Origin of the sequence: Psittacicella gerlachiana (assembly GCF_003585965.1) — a bacterium.
GTDB lineage: Bacteria > Pseudomonadota > Gammaproteobacteria > Enterobacterales > Psittacicellaceae > Psittacicella > Psittacicella gerlachiana.
In genome coordinates this window covers 1-14266 of sequence record NZ_NRJF01000088.1, presented here as the reverse complement: position 1 = coordinate 14266, position 14266 = coordinate 1, and the positions used below count along the sequence as shown (strand labels likewise).

The window sequence follows — 14266 nt, the reverse complement described above, 5'->3', positions numbered from 1 at the left end:
GCTATAGCTTGAGCATTATTGTCACTAGGAAAGTTATAAAAGTAAGGTGCTTGTTTTTGGTATTGCCCATCTTGTAAGCTCGTAGGGGCAAAAATACTAGTGGCCGTAGCCCCGAGAACTATATGTTTACTCAGATATTGAGTATCAGTAAGCAAAGCTAGAGCTTGACGTACTTTTAAATCAGCAAAGCTTTGACTATTCAAGTTTAGATAATAAGAGGCATTACGAGGCGTTAAATAAACTTCGCTAGGGCGTTCGGCAAAAACCTGTTTGCTAATCCCCTTAAAGACTTCGGTAACAAGAATTTCTCCAGTAAGGTAGCGATAGTAAGCAATACGAGGTTCAGAAAAAATTGCCTTAGCTTGGGTAATATAAATATTTTGACTATCCCAATAATCCTCTCTTTTTTGATAAGTAATTTGGTCATTAGGCAGATAAGTGCTTAAAGTATAAGGACCATTACCGATAAAGTGTTCAGGTTGCGTCCAAGCACTGCCATATTTTTCAATTAGATCTTGGCGTACGGGAGCTAGTGCGAGATTAGCAATAATTTGGAGTAACCATGGCGTTGGTTGGTAGAGTTTAATTTCTAGGGTATGGGAATCTAAAGCACTAATCCCTAATTCCTCGACCTTTATTAAACGTTGGTATACTCCATCTGCATTAACTACATGCATATTTACAAAGGCATTAGCAAAAATTGAGCGACTATCATGAGCAGCTAAACGTTGCCAAGCATAGATAAAATCTTGAGCGGTTACGGGTTTACCATCATGCCAAGTAGCTTCCGGACGTAAGTAAAAAGTCCAAGTTAGTTGATCATCACTAACCTTATAACCTGAAGCGGCAGTAGGAAGAAAATCCCCACTTGATCCAAGACGATATAAAGTATCAAATAAAGGTTCGGCCGCTCGAGCAGAAAGAGTATCCCCAATTAAACCTGGATCTATAGTTGCAGGAAAACTAGGTAAATTAAAAATATACTCTTGTTTAGGAGCTAAGGTTACTCCTTGAGGAATGGTAATCGCTTGAGCATTAAAGCTCGAGGCTACAAGCGAGAAAAGACTTAAGCTAAAAAGAGAGAAAAAATATTTGTTTTGCATAGAAAAATCGATAAATATTTTGCACAAACTAACAAATTTAGTTTAATATATACTAGTAGAGATGTCTATAAAAATATTAATTTTAGGTTAGCTAATAAGTCAAGTGAGGTATCATGACTGCCAACTATAAAGATTTTATAAAAGAATTAACAAAAATTGTTGGGGATAAATATGTCCTAACAGATCCAGCGGCAACCAAACGTTATCGCACGGGATTTTTCTTTGGTTTAGGTGATGCCTTAGCGGTAGTAAGACCGGATAACCTTGTAGAGTATTTTAAAGTCGTAAAACTATGTGTTAAAAACAATATTATTGTTCTTAACCAAGCACAAAATACAGGGGTAACTGGGGGATCAACGCCTTGGGGTAATGATTACGACCGTCCAATCGTAATTATCAATACTTTAAGAATAGATGATATTCATCTAATTAATGAAGATACAGATGAGCCTCAAGCTGTATGTCTCGCAGGATCTACCTTATTCAAATTAGAAGAAAAATTAAATAAAATAGGTCGTGAACCTCACTCGGTAATAGGTTCGTCATGTATTGGAGCTTCGGTAGTTGGAGGGATTTGTAACAACTCTGGAGGAACCTTAGTCCAACGTGGACCAGCTTATACCGAATTAGCTTGTTATGCTCGTGTTAACGATGAGGGAGAACTTGAGTTTATTAATAACTTAGGGTTAGACTTAGGTGATGGTTCTCCAGAAGAGCAATTAGAACGCTTAGAAAAGGGTAAGTTTAAAGTAGAAAACCCTCAAGTGAAACTTGCTTCTTCACGTGACTATAAATATAAAGTCGTACAAGTAGATGCCGATACTCCATCACGTTATAATTCAGATCCTGATCGCTTAAAAGAAGCTTCTGGTTCGGCTGGGCATCTCGCAGTATTTGCTGTACGTGTAGATACTTTTGCCAAGGCTAAGCGTCAACAATTATTCTTTATCGGAACAAATAATCCTGATGACTTAACCGCAATTCGTCGTAAAGTTCTTACTGAATTTGATGGTTTACCTATGCAAGGTGAATACATGGGAGCTTCATCATTTGATGATGCGGTTAAATATGGTAAAGACGTATTTTGGGTACTCGATAAGTTTGGCACTAAACATTTACCAAAATTATATGCGTTAAAAGACGCTTACGATCGTAATTTTGGACGTTTACCCTTCTTACCAGCTGCGGAAACAGTAATGCAATTTTATGGTGATTGTTTACCTAACCTCTTACCGCCAAGAATTTTAGATTTCCGTAAAAAATATCAGCACTATTTAATTTTAACTACAGCTGATGATTTAATTGAGCAAACCGATAGCTACCTTAAAGAGTATTTTAAAGAACATTCTACAGGCGACTATTTTGCAGCGACTCCAAAAGAAGCGAAAAAAGCACTATTATTACGTTTCTCAGTAGGTGGTTCTTTAGCAAGATCTATGCACATGCTCAAAAATGAAACTAAGGGAATGATTGCTCTAGACATAGCTCTTCGTCGTAATGATGAGCAATGGGCAGAGCCGTTACCAGCAGAGATTTTAGAACATTTAACGCATGTGAATTCTTGTGGACACTTTCTCTGTCATGTATTCCATTTAGATTACTTAGTGAAAAAAGATTCTCCTTATTCTGTAGAAGAGATGAAAGAGAAAATCTTAGAGTTTTATCGTAATCGTGGAGCTCAGTATCCAGCAGAGCATAATGTTGGACACCTTTATCATGCTCAACCTAATTTAGAAAAACACTACCGTGATCTTGATCCGACTAATCAGTTCAATCCTGGGGTAGGTAAGCTTTCTAAATATAAAAATTGGGCTGATACCCCATGCTCTTGTGGTCATGATTGTTCTAAAAAATAATAAGTTAAAGAAAAAAGTTGTAAATTAATGCAACTTTTTAAGTGAAATTGTGTCATAATAATAGTAGTAGTTAAGATTTAGGGCAAAGTACTCTCGGGTATGCGTTCTAAAGATTGGCTATTATAAAAATAATGACAAAAATAGTAGACTGTGGCAATGGGAATTCGCAAGAATTTTCATTGCTTTTTTTTATTTATGCTAAAATAAAGAAAAATATACAGGTTTCTATCGTGGATAAATTTAAGAACTAAATTTATTTTCTTGTGTAAATGCTTTTATGAAATTAATTCGATACCTTTGTTATCTGCTATTTTTAATAGCACTAATTACAGTTATTTTTATTTTTACCTCAGCTAATGATCAATTAGTGCATGTAAATTTTCTTTTTGGTGAGTTTGACGGACGTTTATCCTTTATTTTAGGGATGGCTTTTATTTTTGGTTTTGTCATTGCCTTAGTTGTACTCTTTTTACTCTATGCTGTACTCAAAACTAAGCTAGTTGTAGCAAGATCTCGTGTACAAACTTTAGAGAAAAAAGTACAAAAGCTCGAAGTAGCTTTAGAGACTTTACAATTAGATGCTAAAGAGCCTAAAACCACTTCTCTTACTGCTACCACAAAAGAAAGTTAAGGTAATATTTTTAGGATATAACTGTTAAGGTTTGACGTTTACGTAAAAATTATGTCAGAACTTCTTTTCCTGATTATGCCTTTGATTGCGTTAATTTCGTTTTTCTTAGGTTATATTTTTAAAGGTAGTTTTTCTACTTGGCTTTTAAAAAGACGGACTAAGCAATCTTATTTAGATGCTATGCCTTTGGTGATAAAAGATGATAATCCACAAGCAAATGAAGTTGTGGAAAAACTTTTAACCACGGTAGAGTATATTGTAGATGGGAATTTAATTGCGAATACGCCAAGTCTACAAAAAAATAATGTCAATAAAGTTGCTAAAGTTAGCAAAAAAGCAAAGGAGAATTTTGAACAACAGATCAAAGATCTTGAGCAAAGTTTAGCCCAAAAGCCAGAAGTAAATGTGTTGGTAGATGACTTTTATAGTCAAATTAGTCAAGTTCATTTGCAATCTAAGACTAAAACTTGGAGTCAAGAGTCAGCTATGCAAGAGCAACAAGGAAAACTTGAAGCTCTTGAACAAACCCTGTCTACCTCTTCATTAAATAATCCTGCAGTTAGTGCTTTAGAGCAAGCTTTAGCTAAAGGAAGTAAAAAGAGCAAAGGGCAAACCGAAGAGCAAGAACCTTTTGCTGCTCGCTCCTTAGAGGATTTATTTCATCCTTATAGTGTACTCGCAGATGATGTTGGACATTTGTTAGAAATGCAAATGATGGCTGGAGTAATCTGCATGCAAAGAGGAGATTACTCGAGAGCAATTAAGATCTTTCGTCATATTCTTGCGATTCCTTCTTGGAAAAATGAAGGTCATAGCTTGGCACAAATAAATCTTTCCCGTTGTTACTTAAAAGCGGGAATGTATTCTTCTTGTTTACAAAATCTTCTCCCTTTAATTGGTAATGATAAATACGAACACGAGGTATTAGACTTACTTCTACAAGTATATTTATTACTCCAAGACTGGCAGTCAGCATTAGCGGTGGCTAAAGAAATTTATGCTTTACGCAAAAATAATTCTAATTTAGAGCAGCTGTGTCATTTTTACTTATTTCGCCTTTTAAGTACCTATTTAACTTTAGGGCATAGACGCACCATGTTCTCTTTTCAAAGAATTATTGAATTAGCTCCAACTTGTACCCGAGCCTATGTAACTCGAGCGAATTATCATTTTGCTTTAGGGGATTATCATAGTGCCCTTGAAGATTATGAACAAGCAATTAAGTTACGTTTTGAGTTGCTTCCCGCTTTGATCAATAATCTCGCTTACTGTTATGCTAATATTCGTTCCTTTGGAGGTAAGAGCTTAGAAACCTTTTTACAAGGTTTAGAAGTTCCGGAAAAATGGCAGTATATGCTTGATTTATATCATGATCAAATTGTGAGCAATTTTAATTTCTTACCCTATGTTCATAATTTTGAGTTTCAGGATAAAGCTCGTAATTCTGCAGAAGTTTTTCGTGAACTAGTCATGGGGCAAAAAACTTTAGAAGCTCGAGATTATGAAGCAGAGCTAACGCAAAAAGCTAAACTCTATCAAAAGAAAATGTCTACAGGTGGGTTTATTGAGAATATAGTTTCTTTAGTGAAAGAAACTAAAACTCAAACTGAACCCGAGATTTATGAACGCTTAGAATCTTTGCTTGAATCTTATCAACGCAACCCGCAAAGCATTATCTTAGAGCGAATTTTTGCTTTAGTGACCGAACTTCTCACCCAAATGCCTGCTGAAGAGCAAGAAACTGAAAAACATCATCTTCTTGCAGCTATGTTTAGTTTTAAACGCAAAAAAGCTGAAGAAGGAAAACAAGTAGAAGTAACTTTAACCGATAAACAAATCAAATTTGCCGAGTTTTTAACAAGATTACAAACTCAAGATTTAGAGGCAAGAATCAAAGCGACCTATGCTTGTAGTTCTTGTGGTTATCAACATCATGATTTATTTTGGCTTTGTCCATCTTGTCATAAACTTGAAACTTTTACCTTACATCGTTTAACTTTTACTAAAACCTAAAAGCCTCTAGATTTCTAGAGGTTTTTTTGACATGAGAGTTTATATGCTAGAATTAAATTCGCAAACCCTAAGAAAAAATCTTGCAGCTTATTTAGAACTGCATGCTGTAAATGAACTCGAGTTTTTACTAATTCAACATCCACTGGTTAAAGCGATAATTAGCTTGCAAGGAGCACAGTTGTTAAGTTGGCAAGCTCAAGGCAAAGAAGTACTATGGCTTAGTGATATAGAACCTTTTGTGCAAGGTAAAGCTATTCGAGGCGGGATTCCTTTAAGTTATCCTTGGTTTAATAAAAATGGAACGCCAAGTCATGGTTATGCTCGCATTAATCCTTGGCAATTAGAAAGTTATCAAATGGACGAGCAACAAGTAGAGCTAAGTCTAGTCTTAAATTATGCTCAAGAACTTAAAGCTCGTGTAGTTTTTACTTTTAGTGAGAAGTTAAAGCTTGAGTTTTATCAACTAGCTCAAGAGCAAGCTCAAGTAGCTTTACATAGTTATTATCGTCTTGGTTCTCTCGCTCAAGCTCAAGTTTTAAATTTACCGCCTCAAGCTTTAGATCATTTGCAAGATAAGCAAATTTCAGTAGATTCTCCTTTACAAATAACACAAGCTTTTGATGCCGAATTTAAACTTACGCCTTTCACCCAAGAGCAAATAATTGTTGATCCGAGTTTGCAACGTAAGCTCAAAATTAAGCATGATCGAGCAAGTGAAGTGGTGGTTTGGAATCCCGGTCAAGCTACGCCTCAAGATATGCGAGCAAGTGAACATCAACATATGCTCTGTTTAGAAACCGCAAGGTTAAGTGAGCTTTTAAAGCAAGGAGAAAGTTTTGCGGTAGAGATTGAAAGTTCGCATTTTGCATAAATTCTTTTATAATAGAAGATAACTTAATAATATCAAGCTAAAATAAGTTAAAGGAGTAAATTATGAGTTTAGTTTATAGCACCGATAAGGGGCGTATAAAACCGGAGATTGAAGAAGAACTACCACCTGAATCAGATGGAATTGTCCGCTTATATCGTCAATTAAAAGGAAGAAAGGGAGCTGGAGTCGTGCTAGTTTCGGGAACAGGGCTAGATAAAAAAGAACTCAAAGATCTTTGTAGTTTTTTAAAGAAAAAACTAGGGGTTGGCGGAAGTGTTGAAGACTGGGATATAGTTATTCAAGGTGGGGATAAGAGACCACAAATTCAACAGCTTCTAGAGCAAAAAGGGTTTAAAGTAAAAATTTCAGGAGGCTAAGAATGAGTTTAAAAGATGCCATAAAGCGAGCTTTTCTTTCTCTAAGTGGAGAAGAAAATGAAAAAGACTTAGCTGAGTTTGAGCGTTTAGAAGAAGTAAAACAAAAGTTAGCTCAAGCTATAGATACCGAGCCTCAAGAAAATATTTTTGATGATCATGCTATAGATCTAGCTCAAGAACAAATGCAAAATACTTTACATAGTTTATTTGATGATTCGGGCAAGGATGTAGAGGCAAATAAAGGTAAAAGTATTTACAATACCGGTGAATTTAAAGTTCTAGATGCTCCTGCAGTTTATCAAGAAGTTGAATTTGACGAACAAGCTTATACCGATGAAAGAGGTAAAGTATTAGGGAATATGAGTTTTGCTGAGCAGGCAAATCATGCCGCTCCTGATTATAATCCGAATGCAATTTTAGGAAATACTCCGAGACAATTAAGAGCTAAACCTGTAACTAGCTCAGCTACAAATACACTTGTGCCTAGAGATGTAACAACAACACAAAATGAGGTTAATGAAACTGAATCTCGAGTAGCCGAACTTAAAGGTAATCCTCAAGGGATAGTGCATTCGGTAGTAAAAAAATCTTCACATACAAGAACCATTACTCATGTTCAACGTGCTGATGGAACTATAGAGCAACAAATTGAAGATAAAAATATTCAGGAAGATACCGAAACTAAAGTTTTAAGTAATGGAAATTTACAAGAAACAACCAATACTTCTACGGCGGTAAAAACTACTGTGCATCAAACCAAGGAAAGTTTTTTACTCCCACAACAACCTGCAGTAAAAAATGTCTTAAGTGCTCCTAAAGAAGAAAAGGCTCAAAATCCTGAAAGTTTTGCTGCTTTATTTGAAGCTAATGTTTATGACTTTAGTCCAGAAGCTTTGGCTTTACCAGCTAACCGTGAGACCTCAACCCACGGAGGAAGTTTTAGTAGCCAAGAAAAAGAAAAGCTCCGTCAATTAAAAAAAGAAGTAGAGACTGAATCTGAGAGTTTTGCAGATTTAATTGAAGCAAATATGGAGTATTTACCGAGTGCTACAAAGCAAGAGCAAGAGTTATCACGTCAACGTAAACAAGCAAAAATGTTTGCCCCAAAATCTTATGCTAAGAAAGTTGCAGACAAAGAGTTTGTTGCTGACGATGAGGAAGAGGAACTTGCATTTAATTTAGATCTGAATAATGCTAGTTATCAAAAGCAACAAGAATCTAAAGGAAAGTCAAGTTTTGCTCAAATGTTTGAGGCACAACCACAAAATCTTCAGCGTAATTTTGTGAGTAAAGATGATTCGTTTCGTAAAGAGTTTAGAGATATTAAACCATTACAAAATAAAGCTCATAGTGCTTCTTTAGCTCAGCAACGTAAACAGGCTCAAACTCTACGTAGATCTCAAGTAGGGATAAAATCTGGTAAAGAACTCATGGAGCAACAAATTGCCCAGATGGACTATCATGATTTAAGTAAGAGAGATGATGTTGTCTTTTCTGATATTAATATGCGTTTTAATGAGTTTAACTATGAAAATGCTCGTTTTGCTGCTCCTGAATTAGATCAAGAAGTAACCCATGCTTTCTTTAATGGTCTTTTACCTATAGATCGAGAAGTAGACTTGCATGGTTGTACTTCTCAAGATTTAAAATCGATTATTCCTGCGGTAGTAAAAGATTGTTGGAAAACCAATGAATTTACGATTCGTTTTATTACTGGGCATGGTAAAGATATCTTAAAGCAAAATTTACCAAATTACCTAGTACAATATGAACGCATCGCTGCTTTTTATCCAAATAAGGAAAATAATGGGCGTGGACGTACCAATGGCTTTATTGTTCTTCTGCGTAATTATGATAAAGAAGTAGCTGCTTCTTACTCTTTTAGAGAGAAAAAGTCCCATTAAAATGGGGCTTTTTTCTGAGCTAATCCTCAAGAGTTAAGAGGATAGATTGAGGATTTGAGTTTAAAGCCCTATATATTTGTAATAGATGAGATTTTTTCCTAACCTAGAGCTAAATATGGGTATAATGTTAGGCGAAATTAGATATTTCTGAAAACTATAATATATGAAGCAACAAAAATTATTTACAAGTTTTGCTCAAGTAAAAAGAGTTTGTATTTTTCGTTTATCCGCGATAGGGGATATTTTAAATTTAATTCCTAGTGTTGAATTATTATTAAAAAACTATCCTCAAGTTGAAGTGACTTGGATTATTGGGAGTGGGGAGTATAATTTATTCCGTCACTTAACGCAAAAGTATCCTCAATTAACTTTTATGGTGTTTAATAAGAGAAAAACTTCTTATTTTCAAGCCTATAAACAATTTAAAGAATTATCAAAAGTTCCTTTTGATCTTTTAATTCATGCACAAACTTCTTTAAGAGCAAATTTCCTTTCTACTTTCATTAAAGCTAAATTAAAGGTTGGTTATTCTAAAGAAAGAAGTTATGAAGGGCATAGCTTGGTGGTTGATTACAATATCCCTTACCAAAACTCAATGCACGTAGTCTTTAATTATTTTGACCTCTTTAAACCTTTTTTTAGTGAGCAAGATTGTCTTGAGTTTAAGCAAAAAGTAGTAGATACTAAATTACTATATATTGGTGAGTATCCACAACATTTACAAGAACAAAAAGATCTCAAGCCTCTAATTGACTTATGTTTAGGAGAACCTAATTCAGAATTAGCGAAAAGTAATATTTCTCCGCATAATCAAAATCTTTATCGTTTATTATTGAGTTTTAGTAATTTTGCTCCTGCAGAGAATAAGCAAAGAGAAGGAAGATTAATTTTTATTAATCCCGCTTCTTCTGCAGTGAAAAAGAACTGGACAAAAGAAGGTTATGTAGCTCTGATTAAGCACTTAATTCAAAGTGGTCATAGAGTGGTAGTTACGGGCGGGAAAAACCATGTAGAGTTAGAGCTAGTTAATGGGGTGGCTCAAGAGATTAAGGAGTATATCCTTGAAGCTCAACCTGAATTAACTTGTAAAGGAATTGCTCGTAGTGGACGTCAAGTATTTTTTAACCTTGCTGGAAAAACCACTTTAACTGAACTTTGTCTCTTTATAAGTTTGGCGGATTTGGTAATAAGTCCAGATTCGGGACCTATGCACTTAGCTTCATGTCTAGGGATTCCAACGATAGGATTATTTGCTTATATTAATCCTCTACGTTCAGGTCCGATTCAAGGGGTTAGCGATGTAGTAAGCGTGTTCCACAAAAACACTTATCAAAAAGATTTAGAGTTTACTGATCATCAGTATGTGCAAGATTTAAAAAATTGGCACAAGAAACCACCTAGAGCTGGAAAAGATTTAATGAAGCAAATTAGTCCTCAAGAAGTGATAGAGCGAACTGATTTGGTCTTAAAGCGTTTGGATTTACAGCAAAATGTGCAAACTCCCTATAAGCAATATGTCTAAGTAATTAGCATTAAAAATATATTTAATGAGCTAAAATTTAAGCACCTCGTAAAGAGGTGCTTAAATTTAATCTAATTCGCATAAGTATTCGAGCGTAAAATCTGGACATTCGGTTGGGTAAGGGAGGTTTTTCTCAAAAGCTTTAATAGCGACAAAAATTGAAGCTAACACTGACGCTGTTGGATCAGGGAAATACTTACCAAGATCAAACTCTAAGTTTGAAAATCTCAGGAACTCTTCTTCACTATAAAAATCTTGAGAGGCGTGATTTATAAATCTTGTCATTGCAATGGTAATTGCAGTGGCAACAAAGAGAATTTCATTGAGCTTATTGTAAACTACTTCGAGAGCTAACTCTTGAGTTTCTAAATTTGGTGTAGAGTCATGAATATAGGCTTTTGCAAGATCAATAACTCCCTGCGTAAAGTGAGTAACTCGTCCTATAAGGTCAAGAAATGGATAATCACTAGTTTCAGAAATTATACTTTGAAAAATATGAGAGATCTTAAACTCATCTAAGCGTAAAACATGGTTATCAAGATGCTCAAGAAGGTTTTGGTATACTAGTAAGAAATTTTCGCTTGAGAGGTACTCCACTAAAGTTAAGTAATCAGTATTGCCTATGAGTTCAGATTGTTCTTGAATGAGAATTTTAAAGTAATTAAAAATTGCGCTACGATCAATTTTATCGAGTTCAACACTAACAAAGATCATCCCCAAAAGATACGGAGAAATATTTTCTGCTGATTCTACTCCGAGTTCTTCAAGTTCTTCTTCTAGAGTAAAGAATTCTTTACGAAGATTAGCGATAAAGTCAGGTAATTCTTCTCGTTTTTGTTCTTTTTCTAAAAGTGGAGCAAATTTTAAGATTTCGGTAATTTTAAATGGATCAGGTTTGTTTTTTAGGTTAACCTCAAAGTTAGTTAAAGTTATAGGTTCGTAGTTAGGATCTGTTTCGAGATGATGATCAAAAGCAAAATCTATAGACATCGACTGGTCCTCAAATAAAAGTTAAAAAGTAATTTGGATTATAACCAAGAGGGTATAACCAAAGTTTAAATAAGTTTAAGTAAAGAGCTAACATTCCTATTTACAGTAGAAAACTGTAAAAGTTCAATAGGCTTTTTCAGCTTAGGTGTATTAGGAAACTACCCTAGATACTTTAAAAGACTATCTTAAATTCTTAAAAAGCTAGTTTAGATTCCGAAGCTAAGCCTTATGTCTATATTTTATCATTATGATATTATTAACTCTACAAAATTACTAAATAAATTAGAGTAAAACCAAAGAAAAAGTAATTTCCCACTTGAGAGTCTATAATTAAGGACTATCGAGACTATAATTCTTTACAGAAATTTATCATTAATAACGACGAGAGAAAAGTATGAGTGAAAATAAAGAGAAAGAAGTAAAATACATGCAGGCTGATTATATAGAGGAAGTTGCAACTGACTTCCAAGCTTCAATGCAAGCAATGTTAAATTTTATTAAACAGCGTAAACTTTCAGCAACTGAAGATTTAGCTCCTGCTGAGAATTTAACTTCAGAACCTAATGGAGTTACCAGTAAGAAAACTCAGTTAGACTTTAGTCAAGAAATGAATCTTGAAGAATTTCTTGAAGCTCAACAAGACATTGTTGCTCAAGAAATGATCGATTATATGGTAAGTTCAGATCCTAATGTATTAAAGCAAGAAGATGAAAAGTAAAAATTTTTCTGGGCTTTCAGAAGATATAGGTCAAGCTTGGAAGCAACACCTTCAAGGGGGTAAAGAAAGGAGAGCTAAAGATGAAGTTACAGTTGGAGTTTGCCTTAAATTAGAGCAATCTTTAATTTTGCTAAGTCTAAAAATAAAGCTAGCTCAACCTTTAGCTCAAGATCTGCCGGCAAAAATACAAGAGCAATTACAAGCTCATGCGGCCTATCTTGAGTTACTACGAGGAGTAAGTTTACAACAGCTAATTAAACTAGATCTAATTGATTTAAGAGCGAGAAAGCAATTATTTTCTCTAGTGCCTCAACGTGGACAAGGATATAAAGGACAAATAACTGGTCTAGAAAAAGATCAAGCATTTCTAACTTTACAAAGTGAAGTTAAAGCTCAAGTCGATAATGAGCAATATTGGCAAGCTACTTTAAAACTTTCTGATAGTATAGCTCCGCAAGCAAAAATAAAAAGCTTGAAAGAAATCTTAAATTTAGGGCAAAAGGTACAAGTCAGAATTAAGAGTCCTGCTTATGGCGATAAATTAGCGAAAGTGAGTTTAGAGCAAAAATATTTAGCGCCAAACTTAACAGAAGACGAATCCTTAACAGGAGAAGATTACTTTATAAATCTTTGGGGGCAAGATAAGTATAACCTCATGTACTTTTTATCTACCTCAGAGCTTTTATTTAGCAATCATGAGCAAGTGTCTAATTTGCTTGCAGAGACTAGTGAGTATCAAGAGTTAATTAGCAATAAAGTTACTTTTTTTACTTTAGATAGGCTTACGTTACAAGCTTCAGGGCTTTTAACTTTGATTAAAGCCTTAGCTTTAAATCCGCAAGCTTTAGAGCAACCTGAAAGTTTGAGTGATTATCAGCAGATTTATACTCCTAAGAAAAAAAGTTTAGCAAAAGAGAGTGCATACGTATTTGCAGGACTTAGTTATACCGATGCTTGTGGTTTAAACTATGATCTAAATTTAGATCAAAGTGGCTTTCATGTAGATATCAATAGTAGATATTGGCAAGAGCGTAAGTTATCTTTATTAGTTGCAGAGCAAGCTATTCTCGCTCCCTTAAAAAATCAGGCTAATTTAATTGCAGAAATAGAAAAAGCAAAAGATCCTACGTTGGGTTTAAATCTTCTTGCATTTGCTCAAGCTTTAAAATTAATAAAGTTAACCAAGATGTCAGGGCAAGGGCAAATAGATTTATTACCTTTAAAGAAAAAAGATCGAAGTTTATTTGCTAAGGCTTTAGAATACATAATTAGAGAAGAAGGTTATACTAAAGAAGTATTACTACAAAGCAAACATCCTTACAAAGACTATTTGACTGCTTCTAATTTAATTGAATTGCAAATTGAGAGAAAAGAGTTATCTTTAGCACATAGTTTTACCACTCCAAGTATTAATAAAGTAACCTTAGAACAAGCGATAAATCAAGAGCTGGCTAGCAACAGTGAAGCTTTATATGATGAACTAAAGATTCATAAAGCTACACAAGCTAAAGTAGATCAAATTAAGTTAGGAGAATATCTAGAATCGCTTTCTCTTGAGTCTGCTCATAAAGAAAATGCTGCTAACTATTTAAACCAACTTGGAGAAGAGTTTCTAACTTTATATAGCTTAACTAGTCAAACTATTAAGCAAAATCTCACTAAGCAAGCATTAAGAATAGTTGCAAAGGAAACTGAAAATAAAGGCTTAATGCAAGTGGAGTTCAGAAGCAAAGAAGATTTATTTAATTTTCTTTCAGCGACTTTTAAATGGTATTAAAATTTATTTTTAAGAGGCATTGTGACAATAGTTGCAATGTCTTATTTTAATTTAGGGTAGATCAAAGAGTAAGATTAGAGGTGAGGTTTGTAGGAGTTAATTTAGTGGATCTAGTGAGGTAACTATCAAATATCTAACGTCAATACAGCTAAGTTTGAATTTTAAATTTGGTTTTAGTTTTTTTTTGGATATTGCTAATGGTTTGGGGTATAGTAATAATGCGGTTTTCCTTTATTAGTTTTTGATTTTTTTATAATCCTTTATTAGTATTAATTGGAAAGCCGTTTTTCATGTCTAAAATTTGAACGATACAATTATCTTGAGAAATTGACCAAATTTATTAATTTAAAGTCTAATTAAAATATAAATTTAGGTTAAAACTCTTGGATTGAATAAATATGAAAATAAATTATTTCATAAAATATAAATTAAAATACAAGGGTTTAGGAATTAAATTGCAAAAAGTGTTTGACGAGGTAAGGTTTATTGTCTATAATACACCTC

At 34.1% G+C, this 14266-nt stretch carries 11 protein-coding genes; 9 read left to right on the top strand and 2 right to left on the bottom strand.

Translation table 11 applies throughout. The annotated features are described in order from the left end of the window. On the bottom strand, positions 1–1103 hold a 1103-nt coding region (locus tag CKF59_RS03660; protein WP_222985564.1), incomplete at its 3' end, for a peptide ABC transporter substrate-binding protein. Between the two features lie 113 nt (positions 1104–1216). Here CKF59_RS03660 and dld point away from each other — a divergent pair. The 7 genes from dld (at position 1217) to CKF59_RS03625 (ending at position 10277) form a co-directional block, all read left to right on the top strand. After that, entirely contained in the window at positions 1217–2959 is a 1743-nt protein-coding gene (dld, locus tag CKF59_RS03655) for a D-lactate dehydrogenase (RefSeq protein WP_119534627.1), read from the top strand. Positions 2960–3236: 277 nt separating this feature from the next. After that, on the top strand, positions 3237–3590 hold the full coding sequence (locus CKF59_RS03650) for a lipopolysaccharide assembly protein LapA domain-containing protein (protein WP_119534626.1): 354 nt from the start codon (positions 3237–3239) through the stop codon (positions 3588–3590). 51 nt (positions 3591–3641) lie between these two features. Continuing rightward, the gene (locus tag CKF59_RS03645) at positions 3642–5603 is read left to right on the top strand and encodes a tetratricopeptide repeat protein (RefSeq protein ID WP_119534625.1); all 1962 of its coding nucleotides are present in this window, start codon (positions 3642–3644) and stop codon (positions 5601–5603) included. 31 nt (positions 5604–5634) lie between these two features. Then, positions 5635–6474: an aldose epimerase family protein gene (locus tag CKF59_RS03640; protein WP_119534624.1), complete on the top strand. Its 840-nt coding sequence runs from the start codon at positions 5635–5637 to the stop codon at positions 6472–6474. A 62-nt stretch (positions 6475–6536) separates the two neighbouring features. Then, on the top strand, positions 6537–6851 hold the full coding sequence (locus CKF59_RS03635; RefSeq protein WP_119534623.1) for an SUI1 family translation initiation factor: 315 nt from the start codon (positions 6537–6539) through the stop codon (positions 6849–6851). A 2-nt stretch (positions 6852–6853) separates the two neighbouring features. Next, positions 6854–8755: a Smr/MutS family protein gene (locus tag CKF59_RS03630; protein WP_119534622.1), complete on the top strand. Its 1902-nt coding sequence runs from the start codon at positions 6854–6856 to the stop codon at positions 8753–8755. Between the two features lie 163 nt (positions 8756–8918). Beyond that, on the top strand, positions 8919–10277 hold the full coding sequence (locus CKF59_RS03625; protein WP_119534621.1) for a glycosyltransferase family 9 protein: 1359 nt from the start codon (positions 8919–8921) through the stop codon (positions 10275–10277). Between the two features lie 66 nt (positions 10278–10343). Here CKF59_RS03625 and CKF59_RS03620 read toward each other — a convergent pair whose 3' ends face one another. After that, positions 10344–11267, bottom strand: coding sequence for a hypothetical protein (locus CKF59_RS03620; protein ID WP_119534620.1), 924 nt, complete (start codon positions 11265–11267; stop codon positions 10344–10346). 394 nt (positions 11268–11661) lie between these two features. On the opposite strand from CKF59_RS03620, the gene CKF59_RS03615 reads away from it, so the two are divergent. Beyond that, positions 11662–11985: a hypothetical protein gene (locus CKF59_RS03615; protein ID WP_119534619.1), complete on the top strand. Its 324-nt coding sequence runs from the start codon at positions 11662–11664 to the stop codon at positions 11983–11985. Then, positions 11975–13762, top strand: coding sequence for a hypothetical protein (locus CKF59_RS03610; protein ID WP_119534618.1), 1788 nt, complete (start codon positions 11975–11977; stop codon positions 13760–13762). The genes CKF59_RS03615 and CKF59_RS03610 overlap by 11 nt, the downstream gene beginning before the upstream one ends. Positions 13763–14266 lie beyond the last annotated feature (504 nt).